General features: G+C 59.5%; 12 protein-coding genes and 1 tRNA gene. 6 read left to right on the top strand and 7 right to left on the bottom strand.

The window, feature by feature from the left end; translation table 11 throughout:
* Positions 1-75 precede the first annotated feature (75 nt).
* Both HNQ65_RS04070 and HNQ65_RS04065 read left to right on the top strand, forming a co-directional pair.
* Positions 76-2,652, top strand: coding sequence for a peptidase MA family metallohydrolase (locus tag HNQ65_RS04070; RefSeq protein WP_184338189.1), 2,577 nt, complete (start codon positions 76-78; stop codon positions 2,650-2,652).
* A 158-nt stretch (positions 2,653-2,810) separates the two neighbouring features.
* Positions 2,811-2,978, top strand: a complete 168-nt coding sequence (locus tag HNQ65_RS04065; protein ID WP_184338188.1) for a hypothetical protein — start codon at positions 2,811-2,813, stop codon at positions 2,976-2,978.
* A 328-nt stretch (positions 2,979-3,306) separates the two neighbouring features.
* Here the strand turns inward: HNQ65_RS04065 and HNQ65_RS04060 are convergent.
* The 6 genes from HNQ65_RS04060 to HNQ65_RS04035 form a co-directional block, all read right to left on the bottom strand.
* A tRNA-Ala gene (locus HNQ65_RS04060) sits at positions 3,307-3,382 on the bottom strand.
* A 326-nt stretch (positions 3,383-3,708) separates the two neighbouring features.
* Positions 3,709-7,245: a protein kinase domain-containing protein gene (locus HNQ65_RS04055; RefSeq protein ID WP_184338187.1), complete on the bottom strand. Its 3,537-nt coding sequence runs from the start codon at positions 7,243-7,245 to the stop codon at positions 3,709-3,711.
* A 90-nt stretch (positions 7,246-7,335) separates the two neighbouring features.
* Entirely contained in the window at positions 7,336-9,006 is a 1,671-nt protein-coding gene (locus tag HNQ65_RS04050; RefSeq protein WP_184338186.1) for a tetratricopeptide repeat protein, read from the bottom strand.
* Positions 9,003-9,290, bottom strand: coding sequence for a hypothetical protein (locus HNQ65_RS04045; RefSeq protein ID WP_184338185.1), 288 nt, complete (start codon positions 9,288-9,290; stop codon positions 9,003-9,005). The genes HNQ65_RS04050 and HNQ65_RS04045 overlap by 4 nt, the downstream gene beginning before the upstream one ends.
* An 88-nt stretch (positions 9,291-9,378) precedes the next feature.
* Positions 9,379-11,964: a protein kinase domain-containing protein gene (locus HNQ65_RS04040; RefSeq protein ID WP_184338184.1), complete on the bottom strand. Its 2,586-nt coding sequence runs from the start codon at positions 11,962-11,964 to the stop codon at positions 9,379-9,381.
* 27 nt (positions 11,965-11,991) lie between these two features.
* Positions 11,992-12,534, bottom strand: coding sequence for a type III secretion system chaperone (locus HNQ65_RS04035; RefSeq protein WP_184338183.1), 543 nt, complete (start codon positions 12,532-12,534; stop codon positions 11,992-11,994).
* 93 nt (positions 12,535-12,627) lie between these two features.
* Here HNQ65_RS04035 and HNQ65_RS04030 point away from each other — a divergent pair, with 93 nt between their 5' ends.
* Genes HNQ65_RS04030 through HNQ65_RS04020 form a run of 3 tightly spaced genes read left to right on the top strand, consistent with a single transcriptional unit; the run spans position 12,628 to position 15,649 of the window.
* Positions 12,628-13,038 (top strand): type III secretion system chaperone, encoded by a 411-nt coding sequence (locus tag HNQ65_RS04030; RefSeq protein ID WP_184338182.1) that lies wholly within the window; start codon positions 12,628-12,630, stop codon positions 13,036-13,038.
* Between the two features lie 38 nt (positions 13,039-13,076).
* Complete coding sequence (locus HNQ65_RS04025; RefSeq protein WP_184338181.1) at positions 13,077-13,544, top strand: type III secretion system chaperone; 468 nt, start codon at positions 13,077-13,079, stop codon at positions 13,542-13,544.
* 44 nt (positions 13,545-13,588) lie between these two features.
* On the top strand, positions 13,589-15,649 hold the full coding sequence (locus HNQ65_RS04020) for an anthrax toxin-like adenylyl cyclase domain-containing protein (protein WP_184338180.1): 2,061 nt from the start codon (positions 13,589-13,591) through the stop codon (positions 15,647-15,649).
* 10 nt (positions 15,650-15,659) lie between these two features.
* On the opposite strand, the gene HNQ65_RS04015 is transcribed toward HNQ65_RS04020, so the two are convergent.
* The gene (locus HNQ65_RS04015) at positions 15,660-16,130 is read right to left on the bottom strand and encodes a hypothetical protein (RefSeq protein ID WP_184338179.1); all 471 of its coding nucleotides are present in this window, start codon (positions 16,128-16,130) and stop codon (positions 15,660-15,662) included.
* Positions 16,131-16,253: 123 nt separating this feature from the next.
* Between HNQ65_RS04015 and HNQ65_RS04010 the strand changes: the two genes are divergently transcribed.
* Positions 16,254-19,199 (top strand): SNARE domain-containing protein, encoded by a 2,946-nt coding sequence (locus HNQ65_RS04010; RefSeq protein WP_184338178.1) that lies wholly within the window; start codon positions 16,254-16,256, stop codon positions 19,197-19,199.
* The last annotated feature ends 9 nt before the right edge of the window (positions 19,200-19,208 follow it).

Raw genomic sequence — 19,208 nt, 5'->3', positions numbered from 1 at the left:
TCAATGGAAGGGGGCAGCCGCCAACAGATGGCAAAACTCATGCGAGAACAGGCGGTTGAAGTACGATTTGCATCCATGCGTCATCTTTCCGTCTTCCTGCTGTTGCTCTTCCTGCACGCCTTTGCGGTCCATGCTCAGCAGATTGATCTGGAAAAGATCTTTGAGGAGCGCAATCTCGGGCCTGTGGGAGAGCTCTACGCGAGGGGCGACTACGAGCTCGTGGCCCGTATTGGCGAGGCGGCGGTGGAAAAGGGGCTGAAATCCCCCGACTGGCGCATCCTGCGCTACAAGGCCCTGCGGGAACTCGGGCAGCACGAACTGGCTCTCGACGAAATCGGCAAGGCGCTCGTCCTCTTTCCTGGCCACTTTGAGATCCTGATGCTCCGCCATGACCTGGCCCGCATGCTGGGCCGCACCGATTTGGCTCAGGCTGCCCTCACTGCCCTCAATGACGCCGCCAAGGCCAAGCCCGCCAAAGACCGCAGCGCCATGGAGACCGTGGTGCTCGGCCGAGCCGCGCTCGTGCTCGGCGCAGACGCCCAAAAAGTCGCCGCCCAGTACTTCAAGGTGGCGCAGGGAAAGGATGCCAAGCTCGAAGCCGCCTACCTCGCCGAGGGCGATCTGGCCCTGGCCAAGGACGACGAAAAACGCGCCGCCGATGTCTTCCGCGCCGGACTCAAGGCGCACGGAGAGACGGCAGACCTCCGCCTCGGGCTGGCCCGTGCGTTCAAATCCAGCGACCGCGAAAAGGCCGCCGACAGCCTCAAAAAAGCCCTGGAGCTCAATCCCCACCACCATGCCTCCCACCTGCTGCGGGCGGAGCTGCTCATCGGCGGGGAGAAATTCATCGAGGCGGAGGCCGCCATTCAGCAGGTGCTTGATCTCGATGAGCACCACCCCATCGCCTGGTCTCTGCGTGCCGTCGTGGCTTATCTCTTCCAGGCAGACGCCCCCAAGATGGAGGCCGCACGCCAGCAGGCCCTGCAACGATGGGCGCAAAATCCTGAGGTGGACACCACCATCGGCCGTTGCCTCTCCCGCGCCTACCGCTTTGCCGAAGGTGCCTCGCACCTGCGCCGCGCTCTGGAGATGGATGCCAAATACCTGCCCGCCAAAGTGCAGCTCTGCCATACACTGCTTCGCCTCGGCGAGGAGGATGAGGCCTGGAAGCTCGCCGAGGCCATTCGCAAAGAAGACGGCTACAACATCCAGGCGCACAATCTAGGCATGCTGGAAAAGGAGATGGGAAAGTACATCACCAAGACCTTCCCCGACTTCGTTTTGAAAATGCCGCAGCGCGACTGGCCCATCTATGGCGAACGCGCGCTCTCGCTCCTGCGCGATGCCAAGAGCGTGCTCAGCGCCAAATACGGACTCGACCTCCAGCGCCCTGTTTTGGTGGAGTTCTTCGGTGCCCAGCAGGATTTTGCCATCCGCACCTTTGGCGCGCTGGGAGGGCAGGGGATGCTGGGTGTGTGCTTTGGCACCGTCGTCACCATGAACAGCCCCGGCAGTCTGGCCCATGGCCGCAGCAATTGGGAGGCCACGCTTTGGCATGAGTTTTGCCATGTCATCACCCTCACCGTAACCAAGAACCGCATGCCCCGCTGGCTGAGCGAGGGCATCAGCGTCTATGAAGAGCGCCAGCGCGATCCCGCCTGGGGCATGACCATGAATGAGCAACACCGCGCCATGGTGCTCAATGAGGGCAAAGACGCGCAAGAAGACGACCCCACGCTTACGCCCATCTCCCGTCTCAGCAGTGCCTTCATGGCCCCAAAGACCCAGGAGCACCTCATGTTTGCCTACTATGAGTCCAGCCAGGTGGTCGAGTACCTCATGGACAAGCATGGGAAGGAAAAGTTTCAGGGCATCCTGCGGGATCTCGCAGGAGGAAAGCGCATCAATGACGCCCTGGCTGCGCATGTGGGAGACATGGAGGCGCTGGAAAAAGACTTCACTGCCTGGATCACCGCCCGCGCCAAGAGTTACGGTGCCAAAGCCGACTGGGCAGAGCCCAAGCCTGAGGAATTGAATCCCTTTGAGCCTGGCTCCCTGGCCGAGTACCTCAAAAAGCACCCCACCAGCCTGCACGCCCTGCACCATGAGGCCGATACCCTCGTGCAGGCGCAAAAATGGGAGCAGGTGCTCCCGCTGGCAGACAGGCTCATTGAGCTGGTGCCCGAGAGCTATGAAGACGACCACAGCGGCTACGCCCTCAAGGTGCAGGCTCTGCGCCAGCTCAAGCGCACCGATGAGGAGGCCGCTGTGCTGCGCCAGATCGCCGCGCACTCCGCCAGTGCACAGAGCGCCTACCTGCGCCTCATCGAGCTGGACATGGCCGCTAAACGCTGGCCGGAGCTGAAGGCCAACGCCCGCCGCGCCAACGCGCTCAACCCCTTTCTCACCACCCCGCAGCGCGCTCTGGCCGAGGCCTGCGCCGCCACAGGGGAGAGCGCCGAGGCCATCGCCGCCAGCGAGCGGCTCCTACTGCTGGACCCTGCCGGAGCCGCGCAGACACACTACCGGCTGGCCTCCCTGCTCAGGCCTACAGACGCCCCACGTGCCCGCCGCCATCTTCTCGACTCTCTCGCCCTGGCTCCACGCAACCGCGAAGGGTTCGCCATGCTTCAGGCTTGGAAAGAAGATTAAGAATTGAGTTCAGGTTGTTATGCGAAGACGTGGTTGCTGCTGTCATTGCAGATGGGGCAGGCTGCTCTTTAGCGCCCTTTTCCCTTGGCGCTGAGCCTCTTGGGCGTTCCAAAATTAGCCATTGCATCCTGCGCAGACATACCACACGCTGCCACACTATGAAAATCAATACCAGCATCACCATCGATCCCCGCATTGCCAAGCTGGCCAAGAAGTACGCCGCCCTCGACGGTCGCAGCTTTGCCAACTACGTGGAGCGCGCCGTGGCCAAGCAAGTCGAAGCCGACCAGGCCCGCGAAGACAAGAAAGCTCCACGCAAGAAGTAACTCGGTCACGTGATGACATGGCCTCCAGGTCATGTCCAGTGGAAGTCAGCAGATGCTGACGCGCGGTGCCACGATGCTCCGTGCCTCGTGCGGTGTTGTTTTGAGACTGAGGAGAAAAAAGCGCAGTCTATGTGAGTGCTAGCAGGGCTGCTCAAGATTGACGACGAAGAATGGCGCTGCAGGCTGTATTGTAGCCGCAGCCGGCAGCCGGCCCAGCTTGCTATTTGGCTGTGTGAATACCTCGCTCAGCTCGCACATCCATCGTGCAGCGGGTGTCACGCGGCATGTCCCCTCAGCCATCGGACTTCTATCCAGCCCCTGATAAGGCTGGTGGAGCTAAGGGGATTCGAACCCCTGACCTTCTCATTGCGAACGAGACGCTCTACCAACTGAGCTATAGCCCCAAAGTGTTATAATTCAATGAATTGTGATAACTTTTGGCAATCGTCAAATTTCCCTTGGATGCTACAGCGTGTGAGAAGATGGGAGAAACGCCCATGCGCAGAAGCAATCGTTTGAGAAAGTTGGTGAGAGCCTTTACCGATATTTATCAGACGACTTAAATTATGCTGTAATGCAGCATTCCAGCAAGCTGATTCGTCGCTGCCGGGAAACCTCCCACACAGTCCATGCCACAGCGCAGAATGGCTGTGCTCAATCGCGCACTGAGCCTGGTGCAAGGGCGAATGGAAGGGGCCATCTTTCAGGATTACCAAGATGAGATGGCATTTTATTTCGTTGTCTTCATTCCCAGGACTTGTTTGGCCCAATTGGCGTGAAAATCAGCCGGGGCGCTTTGCAGGAGTAATTGGCGCAGTTTCAGCACATGCTCTCCAAGCAGGATTCCGCCGGGTTTGCTCTCATCGAGAGTGTTCAGGCACAGGGTTTCCAGCAGGTCCGCAAACCAGGGGGGGGCTTTGCCACGAGGGTGATTGACCTGCCACAAGGCTCCGTCATTGATGGAATACCCCAGGAAGACGTGGGTGCCGTCGGGGGTCATGATGGCTCGCCAGTTTTCGCTGTCCATGCCCAGGCCACCTGAGACAGGCTCCGGGTAGTGAATGCTCACAGGGATGGCGTTTTCGGTGTCCCAGAAGCGGAACCCTTCGTGATCACGAACTAGAAAAGTGGCGCCGTCTGCGGTGAAGCGCACGGTTTCACAGGTGTAGCCTTGCTGAAGCTGCGGACTCAGGGGCTGTCCAGTACGGGCATTCCACAGCCGTGCGGTACCATCGCGGCAGGCCGTCACGACACGCCGTCCGTCCGGGCTGAATTCGAGATGAGAGAGCCAGGCAAAGTGGGGCATGGGCGTGCCTGTCATCTGCCCGGTGCTCACGTCCCAGACACGGGCGGTGCTGTCATAGGAAGCGGTGGTAATAAAACGGCTGTCCGGACTCCAGTCTCCAGCGATGATGGTGTGGGTATGGCCGGTGAAGGTCTGCAGTTTGCGCCCAGTAGCCAGCTCCCACACGTGAGCGATGCCGTCGGTGGATCCTGACATGAAACGCCCGGATTTGTCCGGGGCAAAGCGCAGCACCTTGACCTCTCCGGGATGGGCCAGCGTCAGCACCAAGGCACCTGTGGAGGTGTCATACACGCGGATGTGTCCGTCATTGTGGCCGGCTATCAAGCGCGCGCCATCTGGAGAGATGGCGGAGGGCCTGATCATGCCCGGCTGCTGGTTCGGCTGCCAGAGTGCATGGCCGGTTTCGAGATCCCAGCCATACACGGCACCATTGGCGGTGACTCCATAGCACTTTTTGTGGTCGGGTGAAAAGTGTATTCCATAGACGTCGCCCATGAGGGGCTTGTCCAGAATGACCCGGCCAGTGGCGAGTTCATAGACATAGGCACGGTTTTCTGGATTCAGCCCAAGGCAGCCCAGTCGTCCATCCGGGCTGATCCTGCCACTGTTGAAATCGCGCTGTCCCGGGACGTGATGCCTTTTGGGCGGTAGCTGGGAGTTGCCTTTCCAGACTGTGATCGATTCGTCAAACTGACCTTCGAGACGATGGTGCACGAGTACGCTGCTTCCATCCAGAGATGGCTGAACATGAGTTTGCTTTCTCGGCAAGCCGAAGGAAATCGAGGTCATGAATGAGGCCCCGGTCCGTGCGTCCCACACATGAATGGCGTCATCATTGCCATAGCTCACCGTGCAGGAGCCGTCAGGGCTGGCCTGGAGGCTGCTGATGGCATAATGGTGGCTCATCAAAGGGGAGACTGTCAGGCCTGACTCCACATCATAAACGGTCAGGTGATTGGCGTTTCCGGCCACGGTGAGCCGGCTGCCTGCGCGGTCCAGGCTGAGGAATTTGGACTTGGCGAGCTGGCTCTCGACGGTTTGCACCAGCTTGCCGCTGGCGACATCCCAGATCTTTGCAAGGAAGCCGCCATCGAGAAATGCCACCCTGGCCCCGCCGGCTGCGAGGACGCCGCTGCGGAAGGAGATGCCAGCATGCAGATGCAGCACGGCCTGCCTGCTCGATGTGTCCCACACGGCAGCCTGTCTGGTATTCCATACCAGAAGACGAGATCCGTCTGCAGAGAGGCTGGCGCCTTTGATGCCATCTGGCAGGGCGATGCTCCAGGGGGGCTGCACAATGGCGGCGATGGTCCATGTTTCGATCCCCTCAGCACTCCGGGCGATGAGATGCGACTGATCCGTGGAGACTCCCATTTCGAGGATGGGCGTGGTGTATTTCCGGCGGAGTCTCAGCGGCTGGCCTCGCGAGCTGTGAAGAGCCAGGGCACCGTCCTCCGTGGCGATGAAAATTCCATTCAGGACGGCGGTCATGCCGATGGCTGTGACCGTGCTGTCAAGTGTCCATTCTGCTGTCTGTCTGCCAGTGGCCACATCCCAAAGGCGTACAGCGCGGTCTTCTCCGGCTGTCAGGATTGACAGGCCATCAAGAGACATGCAGGCCGGGGTGATGAGCTTCACGGCAGGGCGGATGACGGGACCCTGCAAGACGGGGAAGTCATGCTGATCGACGATGGACATGGCATACATCACTGCCTGCCAGTGCTCAGGGTTGGCTCGAATCAAGGAGGCCAGATAGGCCAGGGCACGGGCGTGCTCCCCTCGGTCCACCCATTCGTCGATGTCCTGCCAGTGCATGCGTTCGAGGGCGGCGGCCTGCGCCTTGTTGGCGCGGGTGGCTGCGCGCCACTGCCAGAGGATGCCGGTGCTTCCTGCAATGATGGAGACACTGCAGAGTGCCGCCAGCAGGGCGAGTGCAGGCTTGCGCTGGGCCCAGCGCCACACCCGCTCTGCCCGCCGCAGCGGCACGGCCGTCACGGGCTCTCCCTTCACAAAACGCTCCAAGTCTTCCGCCAGTGCCTGCGCTGTGGCATAGCGGTCCGCTGGTTTTTTGGCCAGGCATTTCACACAAACCGTACGCAAATCCAGAGGCACTGCCGTGAGGTTTTTCGGCGAGTTTTCATGAATCTGCCGCGCGATGTCGAGCACCGACTTGCCGGTGAAGGGCGGATGCCCTGAGAGCAACTCATATAAGATGGCACCCAGACCATAGACGTCCGTCGCGGTCGTGATTTTGTCCACCTGCCCCCCGACTTGTTCCGGAGCCATGTAGCAGGGGCTGCCCAGCAGCATGCCGGTGCTGGTGGCCTTGCCTCCGGTGTCGTCCAGCAGCTTGGCCAGGCCGAAATCCGTGACTTGCGGCTCGCCTGACGGATCCCACAGGATGTTCGAAGGCTTCAGATCCCGGTGGAGGATGCCGCGCTCATGCGCGTGGGCCACGGCACGGGCCACCTTGGCCATGGCCGCCGCGATCTCATGGAACTTTTCGCGATGAGGCTCCGCCCACTCGGCAATCGTCTGCCCTCCGGGCACATACCGCATGGTGAAGTAGTTCTGCATCTCATGCTCGCCGATCTCATACACGGGCACGATGTTGGGGTGGTGAAGATTGGCAGCAGCGCGTGCTTCCACCCGGAACATCCGCAGGGCCTCCTCGCCTGCGAGTTCGCCTGCGATGATCATCTTGAGCGCAACCTCCCGCTCCAGGCTGATCTGGCGTGCGCGAAAGACCACGCCCATGCCACCGCGGGCGATCTCCGCCAGGAGCTCATAATCTCCAAAGCGCCGCCCCTGCAGCGCATCCAGCAGCACGCTTTCATCGCAGGCCGTGGCCAGCCGCATCAGGCACTGGGAGCAGGGGGCACTCGGCCTCACACGTGCACCGCAAACCGCGCAGCAGGAAGCGGCGGCTTCAGGAGGTGGGGCAGGGGGCTGTTCAGGCATGAGGCACGTCGGCGTCTGGAAGGCGGAAAGCCTCTGGATAAAACATAACCTGAAAAATGACAAGGATTACGGCTCCAGAGAAGAGCGGCTTTAATCTCCAGAGGCAGGCTCGTTGAAGTGTTGTCGCAGTTCCTCCAACACGTGTGCCACCACCTGAGGCCATTGTCTTGAGGCATCCTGCCGGAACAGCCGCATCTTTGAGGGGTACCAGTACGAATGAGATCCCTCGGCCAGCCAGCGCATGTCTGGCACGAAAGGCAGCATCACCCAGACGGGCTTTCCCAATGCACCCGCCAGATGCGCCACCGAGGTGTCCACACTGATGACAAGATCCATCTCCGCAGTCAGCGCCGCAGTGTCCGCAAAGTCTTTCAGCTCTGTTTCCCACGTCTTGATGCGGCCTGCTGAAAGCGCTGCACGGTCCGCGTCGCGGATCACCTTTTGCAGGCAGTGGAACTCCGCGTCCAGAGTCAGCAGTGGTTCCAGCAGTGTTGCTGCCATGCTGCGCTGTGCATCATTCGAATGCTCCGGACTGCCAGACCATACCAGCCCGATCCGTTGGCGTCGTGAATGCCCCAGCAATCCAGCCCAGCGTGCACGGTGTGCGGGCGGGATCTGCAAATAGGGAAGGCTGGCCGGGACCTCATGCAGAGGTGTCGCCATGGCCGCAGGCAGGCTCATCATGGGGCAGTAGCAGTCAAAGGCAGGCAGTGGTTGGCCGTTGGCGATGATTTCCAGCGCAGAAAAGCTTTCACGCAGCAGTGTCACCAGCCCGGGCTGCACCTCCAGGATCACACGCGCGCCGCGCTCCGCCAGCAGCGGCGCGTAGCGGCAGAAATGCAGCGTGTCCCCAAATCCGCCGTCCGGGTTGATGAGCACCGTTTTGCCTGCGATGCCCTCCGCCCCCAGCCAGATGCGTGTGTCAAAATCGCGCGCCGCTTGGGAATAACGCATGGATCGCCACCGCCACTCAAACAACGGCCAGCCTTGCATATAGTCGCCGCTCAGGATCAGCAGCTCTGCTTTGTTCCATTGAGCATCTGCATGCTCCGGCTGCAGGGCGATGGCGCGGTCGCAGCTTTCAATGGCATCGTCGATGCATTTCAGCTCACGCAGGGAGATGCTGCGGTTGTACCAAGCCTCCGCATAGTCTGGCCTCAGTGCGACAGCCCGGTCATAGCTCGCCACGGCATCCTCCATCAGGCGCATGTCATGCAGCGCATTGCCACGGAAGTTCAGCGCCGCTGCATCCTGCGGCTGGAGCAGAAGCACCTGGTCCTGGCACTTGAGCGCTTCGGCAAAGCGCCCCATGCCACGCAGCACCACGCCCCGATTTTTAAGAGCGTTGGCATACTCCGGCTTGATCGCGACGGCTTGTGCAAAACTCTCCGCCGCATCCACCAGCCTGCCCATGTCCCGCAGGGCGATGCCGCGGTTGTTCCATGCCTCGGCATAGGCGGGTCGAAGGGAGATGGCGCGGTCAAAGGCAGCCACTGCTTCTTCCAGCCGCTGCAGGCAGCGCAGGGTGTTGCCACGGTTGCTGTGCGCCTCTGCATGATCCGGACAGGCGCGGACTGAGCGGTCCAGAAAATCCAGTGCCAGCGAGAGACGGCCCGACTGCAGGTGCAGCGTACCCAGCCAGTGCAGAGCAGCGGCATCGTCTGCATCCAGGCTTAAAATTTCTTCATAGAGAGGCCATGCTTCCTCCAGCCGCCCTGCGCGGTGGAGTGCCAGCGCTTGTTCAATGCAGGGGCGGCTCATTTCCAAAGGTTCCGCACCAGAAAGCGCCAGCACCAGCCGGTGAGCAGGAGCAGCCAGCCGAGGGCGGAGGGCAGATGCAGGAATGCTCCCTGCACCAGCAAAAAGGCGCCGCATTCCAGCCATGCCTGCACGGCGGCCCGACCAGTGGCACGCAGTGCCACTGCCACCTGAAAGGCCAGTGCGGTGCTCAAGAACACAGCGATGACCTTCCGCCAAAGATCAGAGTCCGCAGGCCACAGCCACCACGTGCCCGCCCCCAGCACCAGGGCGAGGGCGGCCGGCATGAGAAACGCCTGACGGGAATTGGGCATGTAGAAACCAGGGGGCGATGGTCAGGCAGCGCAGCCAGTGAACGAGAGTGCGGCTGGGGCCTTAGAAGCCCACATTCCGGGACGCCACCTTCAATTGTTCAGGGGAAGTCCCAGGCGTGCCAAGGAGCTTGATCAAATTCCGCACATGATTTGTTTCAATGCCGGGCTGGTTGAACACGCTGAAATTCAGCAGATCCCGCATGCTTGGCCGCTGGTCTTTGTCGGGATGCAGCATGGCATTGAGAACCCGGTCCATCACAGTCACCCCCAGGCCCACACGGCGCGGGGAGTCATTTGGATCATTCACTTTCTCCATCTTGTTGGTGACGGTATTGAGCACATCGATCTCTTCGGGCATTCTTTCCATGCCCAGGGTCGTTACCGTGCGTGTGGGATTCTGGCCGAAGTCGTTTAGTGCGTCGAAGGCTTTGTCCCAGCCGTCGCCGGTAAGGTCTTCAATGAATTTTCTGCCGGTAAACATTTCGTAGGCAGCCGTGCCCAGGGCGAAGACATCCGCCTTCGTATCAATCTGGATAGAATACTCCGCGTCTTCCTTGCGGCTCTGCGCGTTCAGCTTGGACTGTTCATTTTCCGCATAGTTATTTTTCATGTCGAGAATTGCATTGCTCCTCATGGATTGGACTTCCTGTCCCTTCATCAGCTCAGGGGCCTTGTTGTACTCGGCGTCGATCTTGAGGTTCGTCACCGAGGTGCTGAGCCCGTTTTCCATGAGTCCGAAGTCTCCCATTCGCGCTTTGCCATCCCCCTCAATGAAGAAGTTCTGCATTTTCAGATCCAGATGGATGGTGCCGAGATTTTCCTGGAGCTGCTTCAACCCTTCCACCATGTCCTTCAGCAGTGTGATGCGTACCGCATTGGCCGCCTCATGGGAAATAAGCCCGCTCTTCTCCGCGTCGTTGAGCTTGCTCATCATTCCGCCCACATCTCCATGCGGGGCAAGATTCATGGCCAGGAGGATGCCGCCCCCGGGCGTCTGGACCACGCCGCGGAAAGCGGTCACGGAGTTGTTGTCACCCAGGCTGGCATGCATGCGCGACTCTTTCACCTGCTGCTGGAAGCCCTTGAGCCTCGTGCTTGCATTGCCGGAGTGCTCGTAGAGCGAGCGCTTGACCACGATGCGCTCTGGATTCGGCAGATCCGTCACCTCTTGATAAATGGAAACCGCCCCGTGTCCCCCCTCATCCAGCCCGCTTACCAGGCGGTAGTTCACGCCATTGAGGGTGATCTCCTCGCCGCTCTCGCTGCACCTGTCCGGAAGGAATTGATGCATCTCCGCATATGCGGCCGTGAGAACTGTCTTGCATTGGTCCATTGAGGTGTCGAAGTGGCGGAAGTATTGTGAAAATCTTGGGAAGCGCAGCCCGATTTCTTTCATGACCGGACCCATGATGGAGTTGCGGTCAGAGGTGTAGAAGGAGGTCAGGAAATCCCGTTTCTCTCCAGCCGTCATGTTGGCCATATGCTGCCCGAGTTGTCTTCCAATCAGCTGGCCCAGCAGCTTGCCGGCCTCGACCTGCGCATTTTCGTCGTTGCCGCCGTTAACCATCATGGCTTCGCAGATTTGGTCCTCAATCTTGTTGTATTCCTGAGACTTCAGGGAGAAGCCGGGCACATCTTTCAGGCTCATATCGGCAAAGGTCTTCCGCGGCTGCGGCTCGGGCACGTCCTGCCGGACGTCGTGGTTGTCAAGATCTCCAGAGGAGACGTTGTCGAACTCCATTTTGGCCCAGTCCAGGCTGTTGACCTCGTGGGTCATCCCGGCGGTTTGGTTCAAATTTTCAATCACCTCGTTCAGAGTGCTCCCCTTGCTGCCCAGGTTTCCGGTGTAGGGACGGAGTTCGGGGGGGTTAGGAAGAAGTGGAGCGTTGGGCATTTCTCCCAGAGGAATTTCTTCCTTGGGGGGCTGCTCGACCACCTCGAGCTTCTGGCGCACCTCGTCCAGAAAGTGTCCCTTCGTCTTGACTGGCACCGTGTACGGCTTTGCTTCAGAGGGGTTGGGGCGGATCGGCGCGTCCGGGATATCCGGGGGCGGCTGCATCGGCGGGAGGTCTTTGGGACGAATGAGGTTTGTTTCGTAGCGCACGAAAGCTTTCAGAAGCTTGAGGTCAACGGCCTTGGTCCTTTCGCGTCCTCCATTGAGCACTTCGGTCTTTTCCTGCAGATTGCTAAGTCTGGAGTCGATTTTTTGGAGCAGTTCATTGCGGCGCTCGAGATTGCCCGGTGTGGGATTCTGAGACAGCGTGTGGTACTCGCCTGTGAGCCGGATGAGTGAGCGGTGGGTGCCTCCCACTTCGGAGGAGGCTGTCTGATTGGAATTGCGCATCCGGTAAAGCAACCGCCGCGCACCGTCTTTTAGGGTGGACATCGTGCTCACCTTTCCCAGGATCGCCTTGATGCCCTCGCGGCTGATCACGTTTTGGACCGTGATGCCGCGGGAGGCGATCTTCTTGGAGGAAAGAGCCTTCAGGACCTTGGTCTGCTGAAAACGTGCCACCCCTTCTGAATTGGATTTGTACTTTCGCAGCCCCTGGCCTTTGGTCTCAGGATTGTCGGTCAGCGGGGGAGGTGGCTGGTTGTGGGTTTGCTGATTGGTGAAGCTTTTGAGGCGGTCAAGTGTTGTGAGCATGGCGTCAGGATTGGAAGGATGGGCAAATCAGGCGCGAATGTAGCTTTCCTGGGGGGCTTCTGCAGACAGCACAGACTCTTCCTCAGTGTTCTCCACTTCACGGCCGCTCAATTTCAGGTGCCAGTGCTCCGCCCAGTTGATGAACTCTCCGACCATGTCGATGAATTCTTCCGGCTCCAAGCCGGAACAGCGGAACGAGCGGCACAGCAGGATAGACGAGGAGCTTTCATCCAGGCCGAAGGAGCAGCCTTCGCCGATTTCCTGGCCGAAGAGCTGGGCCGAGAGCAGCGACGCATAGAAATTTTCCCGCTCCATGGCAGGCACCGGGGCAATCTCGGCGTACAGGTGCAGGCGTTGCTCCAGCTTTGATTCCTCGATGTTGATAAGCATGCCGTCATCGATGATGAACTGGCAGACCCCCTGCGCGTTCAGTGTGAGTTCGGGAGCCTGTAGTTCGGCGGCCAGCGCGGCGATGAGTTCTTCGGATGACATGGAGAGGTGGGAGTGGGTGTTAATAGAAAAAAAGAAAGCGGTCGGTGCTTCATACTCCGCAACCGAGGGCCAGGGCATTACAGGCCGCGGCACAAATGCGGATTTTCAGTGAAAAGCAGCCGGGGGTGTAATGCCGGGTCCTCACTTCGCGGATGTTTGAAGCAGCTTCCTATGAACGTCCCTGATGCCATCAAAGAACTCGGTCTGCTGCTCGGTCATCCAAACCTCGCCCTCGGCGAAGATGGAACCTGCCGGCTCTCTTTTGACAAGCACCTCGATGTTGACTTCGAACTGCTGCCCGACGGCAGCACTCTGCACCTGAGCTCTGCAGTTTCGCTGCTGGAACTGGAGACGGAGGAGTCACTGGCCGAACTGCTCCGGGCAAATCTGCTTGGAACCCACACTGGCGGCGCGTTCTTCTCCCTCAGTCCCGAAGGAGAGGTTCTCTTTGAGCGCAGGCTTTGGATGGATGCTTTGGACCTCACCGGCTTTACCCAGGAAGTGGAGGCATTCGTGAATTACCTGGATGGCTGGGAGGATCGCATCTCAAGTGGCGCTCTAGACGCCGCCACGAGAGCCTGATTTTAATCTGTCCCAATCTCGCTTCACCGCTCTTTTCCATGCTTTATCGCACGCCCCGTGACTTGGTTGTCGAACTCATTTCCCTGCTGGGGCTCACAAACGTGGAATTGAGCGAGGATGGCTCCTGTGGCCTCCTTTTTGACAATGAAACCAATGTGACATTGGAGCCTGATCCTCAGCGCGCCACCGTGCTGCACCTTCACGCCGTGGTCGGAAGCGTGCCTGCTGAACGCCGGGCGCGTTTCTACATCCACTTGCTGCGGGGAAACTACCTTGGCCGCGCTACGGGCCATGCCTCGCTGGCCCTGGATGCCGCCGGCGTTGCTGTCCTGCTGCAGCTCTCTCTCAACACGGAGCAGATCAATGTCACCACCCTCGGTGAGCATCTCACCACCTTTGCAAAAACAGCGGCCCTCTGGCGTCAGCGCCTCGGTCGCTCTGAAGCCTCCGCTTCGGATGAAGAGTTCCTCTCAGAAGCCTCTCTTGCCACCATGATCCGCGTTTAGCCCGGCAACCACTCCTTCATTTTACACGCTCACCCAGGTCAACCATGAGTCTTCAAGGTATTCAAGGCAGGCTGGCAGTTGCCGGCCAGACATTGCAAAACATTGGCCGCGATCTCGCCTCCCACCTTCACGACATGCTGGTCAGCGCAGGGCAGGCGCTCAAACAGCTCGGTGGCATCATCGCCCAGCCTTTTTTGGCTTTTGGCAGGGCCCTCAGCACCCGCGATGTGGAGGTGCAGACCCCGCCCGAACGCCGCAACAGCAACACGGCGCCCAATGTGCAAAGCCGCGAAAGCGAGATCGAAAGCCTGCTGCAGGGCATGGAGGAGATTGATACCGAATTCGATTCACTCGATCTCAATGAATTCGATGTGCCTCCCCAGCCGCGGGACACGCTCGATTTTGATTTTGACCAGCAGGTTTCGGGTGGCGGCAGACAGAAGATCGAATTTGATGACATCTCCCAGACGCCGCAGAACGGGGTGCTTCACTACGGCGAGGAAAACATCTCCCAGACACCCCAGAACGGCGTGCTTTTCTACGGGGTGGAAGATATCGCCCAGACGCCGCAGAGCGGAGTGCTGTCCGCTGGCGTGCATGACCTTGGGCAGGTGCCGCAGCATGGCTTCCTGGAAGGTACGGTTTCATTACCCAGGCCGCAGCAGGGAAAAATGGATCCATTCAATTATCGTTTGGAACAGCTCAAAGGGAAGGGCATGACCTCTGGCCAGGAGGCAGTAACAGGCTCCGGCTTGGTTCCCGAACACGTGGAAAAATTCAAATCCGTTGCCAAGGAAACCAATGCCATCCTCATGTTCCGGCCCGTCAATCAGATGAGCACCGGACTCCTTCAGGAAGGCACAGCGGCGAAGGGACTCAACGTCCACGGCAAGTCCTCAGACTGGGGGCCCATGGCCGGCTACATCGCCAAAGATCAGAATCTCAGCAAAAAGCACAACAGCCTGGAAGACGTCAACAAAGGCATCAAAGACAACCAGCACTCGCTCGAGCATGACAGTGAACGCGTGGGGGTATCCCAGCTCAGCCTCAGCCCCAATCGTCTGGAGTATCTTCTGGACAAGCAGCTCATGCGCCCGTGCGACGAGCACGGAAATCTTCTCCAGTCGCCACCAGGGCAGGGGCCCATGTACTTCCTCAACCGCGCCGCAGGTCCCAACGAGATATCTGAGCCCAACGCAAACTACATGTTCAAGCTGGAACCCTCTGACCAGGGCTTCACGGTCTCCTACAAAAGCCTCGAGGGCAGAACGCCTCTCGCTGGCGACCCCGTGAAGGACTGGACCCCCTTGGAGGTCATGGGGGGTAAATCCGGCAAGGACAGCGCCCCCATTCCCCTGACCGCAGACTACGACATGTTTGCCATGCTCCCAAAAGTTGGAGACGGCACCCTCATCGGAAAAGAACTCGCTTCCGAGATGAAGTCAGACACCCCTCCCATGTCATCCCGCATGAAGGAACTCACAGACCAGCTCGGCAGCGCCAGGGAGCGCTTGACTCAAGCCAGGGAATCAGGCGACCAGGATCAGATCAAATCCATCCGCAGAGAAATGGTCGGCCTGGGCTTGAAAATAGCTGTGCAGAAGCGCAGCGAAGCTCAGAACAGCTTTGTCGGCATCGTCAACGAAGCCCGCACCAAGCTCCTCGGTCAGGAGCAGCGCCGCGAGCTTGATCCAGAGCTGGGGCGCCTCACCCAGTGGCAGCGTGACATACGCAGCAAGCTCAACGACTCCGTCAAAGGCGAAGGCGGCTACACCGGTGGCGACCTCATCAAGCACGGCACCGAAATGGACAACACCCAGTTCTCCGAAAAAGACGACAAGGTCTTCGTCATCATGCCCAACGGCGAGACCTTCATGACCCAGAGCTGGGAGCAAACCCAGGCTTTTATGTGGGCCGCCAAGCAGGACGACTTCCTCACCTACACCAACCGCTCCTATCTCAAAGAAGGCGAACGGTCCACCCAGACCACCTTCTATCCCGGCCAGAAACAGCAGGGGGAAAACGCAATCAAGTTCAACGGCAAGCCCCTCAGCTTCGACATGCGCAGCGCTGCCATCAAGCTTGGCCTTGAAGACCCAGGTTGATCTCGGCCCATCATTCCGGCTTTGCTGCCATGCTCCCCAGTGGCAGCTCCAGCCCCTCCAGTTCTCCCACCACCCATTCCACATCCGTGCCATCCAGGGTGTCCGTGCCTCCCAGATAGCTGTGGTAAAATCTTGTCATTCGCTCTTTGTCCAGGCTGTCTTTCGGGCGGTCTTCTGAGGCTTCCACCCGGCCGCGGATGCGGGTGACGCCGCTGCCGCTGTTCTTGACCAGGCTGACGAAGCGCACAAAGTCGGCAAACGGGCTGCCCAGCCCGCGGCGGGACTGCTCACGCTCAAACATGATCACGATGAGCGTGTCCGGTTTGTCCTGCGGCACCACGTAGGCGATGGAGGAGCGGCGCAGCCGGATCTGCCAGCCCATGGGCGGGTAGCCAAAGATGCCGCCAGGCTGGTAAACTTCTGCCTCAATGCCCTGCGTTGCCAGCCATTCGGTGAAAGGGTCTTTAAACTGCCGCGCCATGTGGTGGTGAGTTTTTCACCCGAGTGACTTGCTTCGCAAGTTTCTTGTAATCCGGAGCCGCCTTTCGCGGATGCAAAGGGTGCGCTCTCTCGTGATTGCCGGAGGGGCGCTTTTTGCACGCTCATGGAAATCATCAAAATCGATCAAGTCAGCATCGCCGCGCGCGCCGGTGCTCTGGATGCAGACCTTGCGTATTCCGCCTCCTTCACGGCGCATCGTGATCTCGTCAGCCAGACTGCGGCCAGCGGATTGCAGGGGCTGCAGACACTGCTGAACGATACGGGCTACTACGGTGCTGCCATCACAAGGCTGCAGGAGGTGTCTTCTGATATTGAGCTGGCAAACATTGAGGCTGCGAAAGATCCCTTTCAGGCGGCTTCCAGCAGCCTGCGGAACCAGCATCAGGATGCAGCGGTGAACGGGCTGAGAAACCAGGCTTGGCCATACTATGGCACTGCCGGAAACGTCAAGTATAACGCGCAGAACGCCGTGTATGGCACCACGGCCGGCAGCGCTGAGCGTGGCTACGCCGACCGTGTGCTTCAGACAGCCGCGGAGCTGGAGCTAGGCACGGCGTATTTGATCAATCAAGCGGACCCCGGCATGTCCCGCTATCACACCTCCAACGCGCTCAACAATGCCTATGGAGTGCGGGGTGAGGCTCAGAGTTTGTGGAACTCCCTCAATGCACAGAGCCCAAAACCGACTGCGCGGCTGAATGCGCTGCAAGCCGTGATCAATTCGGCAAATGACGTGATCAATCACGCCACCAACGTCCTGAATTTTCTCAACACTGCGCCCATCGCCATCATTCGCACCAAGGAGCCGCAGGTGCATGATCTCGGTGGCGGCTACTCTCTGGCCACCTGGGGGGATTCCGGCTACACCACGCTCACAGATGCCAGCGGGGCGGGCATTTTGATCCGGCCGGACGGCACCACGGACACGCTCAATGGAGGAAGCCAAGGCTGGAAATTCAACAACACCTCCACCTTCGTGCTGCCCAATCTCACGAAGGTCACCTTCACGCCCGGCTCCCCCGCCAGCATTCTTTTGGATCGTGGCATCCACACCTTCACGATCACCGGCATACAGGGCGGCTCCTATCCAAGCGTCAGCTCTTACACCGAGCTCAATGGCCGCGATGTGGATCTCACCAGCAACGACGGTCACATCATCCAGCTCGATGGCAATGCCAATACCTGGAGCAACAATGGCAACCGCTTGGGAGACAACCCTTACCAGCGTGAGGTCATCGCGCAAAATGCGATCACCAACAAGCTCAAGCTGGATCCGACCGATGTGTCGATTTCCAGCGATCTGACGACATTCCTCGGCCAGATCGGCATCAAGCCCACCGACTACGACGGTGACGGCAAGCTCAACAATGTGGAGCTGAGCGAAGTGGCTGCGTACATTACCAGCTATCTGGAGCAGATGCAGGCGGCCTATGAGACTGCCATGCAAAATGTGGTGAAGGCCAATCAGGCGCTGGAGGAGCTCAATGAAATGCTCGACACCCTGCGCCGTGAAGCCAGCAATCGCAGCGACGCCCGCAGCTCGGAAAACGCCGAAACCAGTGCAGCTTTGAAGAACATTGAGAGGCGGCTGGTGGCCGCCTTGCAACTCCTCCAAGGCACGGGTGAAACCCCGCCCTCGCCTTTGCCGGGCGGCATCGAAGCCAGCGCGGAGCGGGTGCTGAGTCAGCTGACTGAAGTCACGCAGCAGGGGGGCTTGAAGAACGTGACACCTTCGGTGGTCACCCCTCCTGGCACCGGCACAACGAGTGACGTCTCAAGTCAGACCGGCACTAAGTCGTCCACTCAAACAGATGGCTTGGGAGACAGCCTGCGCCGCGCCAGCCGTTTGCTCTCCGGCCTTCTCGGCGGTGGCAATTTGAACATTCTGGATCTGCCGCCACAGACACAGACGCAGGGCAGCACACCCGAGTCATCGTCGGTCATAGGTGACGTAACATCAACCACGGGTCAGACTTCGGACTTCATTCCTGGCCTTGATCAACTCGCCACGGCGCTGGCTTCGTTGGCCGTGCAACTGGATCCTGGATCAAGTGTCAATCTTTCAGTCCCCGAATTGTCTGCTGGGATGCAGGTTTTTCTGACCGTGCTCGCTGACGCAGGAGTGCTGGATTTGCAGGCGCTTCAATCTCAAGCCGGGCAGGAGGATCTGCTGAAATCGCTTTCATCACTTCTGGGCTTAAGTGCTTCTTCCGAAACAAGTCCATCCCAGAGCATCCCGCCATCGACAACTGGCATGGTTGCTTTTCTGGGGGCTTTGTCAGAACTCGGCTCCGCCCTCAAAACACTGCCATCGCAGACGGAGGGTGGCACGGCATCACTCCCGGATTTGACGGCTGTGGCCAGGCAGCTTCGTGCCATTCTTTCAGGAACAGAGACGAACTCCGGCGGCAACATCACCAGCCAGCCCACAGGTGAGCTCGCACAGCTCTCACGTGTGGCGGAGCAGCTCCGGCTGGTACTCGCAGGGGCGGCCGCGCTCGGTTCGGCGGGCGGATCACAAAGCACAAGCACGCAGGGGAGCACATCACCTAGCCCTGCGGAGCTGCGTCTGGGACTGCAAAGCTTGCTACTGGCGCTGCTTTCACTGGAAAGCATGAACCCCGGTGCTCCGCGTGAGCAGAAAGTCCTGCCTTCTGGCTCCGGTGGAATCAGTTTCCAAGTCAACACTCAGAGCATCAGCACAATCTCAGGTAACTTTTTCACTGACCCTGAACTGATGAAGCAGCTGCAGGCCAATTTGAACAAGGCCATTCAAGTGCAAAACGACCAGCTCAGCCGTGCCTCCACGCTGTTCACCCAGTCGCAGAAAATCGTGCAGACCTTTGTCAATCTCATCAAGCAGGATGACCTCGTGCGGGATGTGGTGAAAAGCGATGATCTCTCCGATGAGCAGCAGGCCCTCTTTGATAATCGCATGACCGAGCTGCGCAAAGACTGGGGTGTCGAATGGGGTGGCGATGACAATCGCTCTCCCACCAGCCAGAGCCAGCTCGTCTCCAAAGCCATGCAGTCGGGCATGATGGTGTGAGCGTTTTCT

Source organism: Prosthecobacter vanneervenii (genome assembly GCF_014203095.1).
GTDB lineage: Bacteria > Verrucomicrobiota > Verrucomicrobiia > Verrucomicrobiales > Verrucomicrobiaceae > Prosthecobacter > Prosthecobacter vanneervenii.
The sequence above is the reverse complement of the archived record's forward strand: the minus strand, read 5'-3'. Positions and strand labels throughout refer to the sequence as shown.

Coding starts and splice junctions, on each gene's coding strand:
- HNQ65_RS04070 (WP_184338189.1), top strand. CDS start 76: ATGCGTCATCTTTCCGTCTTCCTGCTGTTGCTCTTCCTGCACGCCTTT.
- HNQ65_RS04065 (WP_184338188.1), top strand. CDS start 2,811: ATGAAAATCAATACCAGCATCACCATCGATCCCCGCATTGCCAAGCTG.
- HNQ65_RS04055 (WP_184338187.1), bottom strand. CDS start 7,245: ATGCCTGAACAGCCCCCTGCCCCACCTCCTGAAGCCGCCGCTTCCTGC.
- HNQ65_RS04050 (WP_184338186.1), bottom strand. CDS start 9,006: ATGAGCCGCCCCTGCATTGAACAAGCGCTGGCACTCCACCGCGCAGGG.
- HNQ65_RS04045 (WP_184338185.1), bottom strand. CDS start 9,290: ATGCCGGCCGCCCTCGCCCTGGTGCTGGGGGCGGGCACGTGGTGGCTG.
- HNQ65_RS04040 (WP_184338184.1), bottom strand. CDS start 11,964: ATGCTCACAACACTTGACCGCCTCAAAAGCTTCACCAATCAGCAAACC.
- HNQ65_RS04035 (WP_184338183.1), bottom strand. CDS start 12,534: ATGCCCTGGCCCTCGGTTGCGGAGTATGAAGCACCGACCGCTTTCTTT.
- HNQ65_RS04030 (WP_184338182.1), top strand. CDS start 12,628: ATGAACGTCCCTGATGCCATCAAAGAACTCGGTCTGCTGCTCGGTCAT.
- HNQ65_RS04025 (WP_184338181.1), top strand. CDS start 13,077: ATGCTTTATCGCACGCCCCGTGACTTGGTTGTCGAACTCATTTCCCTG.
- HNQ65_RS04020 (WP_184338180.1), top strand. CDS start 13,589: ATGAGTCTTCAAGGTATTCAAGGCAGGCTGGCAGTTGCCGGCCAGACA.
- HNQ65_RS04015 (WP_184338179.1), bottom strand. CDS start 16,130: ATGGCGCGGCAGTTTAAAGACCCTTTCACCGAATGGCTGGCAACGCAG.
- HNQ65_RS04010 (WP_184338178.1), top strand. CDS start 16,254: ATGGAAATCATCAAAATCGATCAAGTCAGCATCGCCGCGCGCGCCGGT.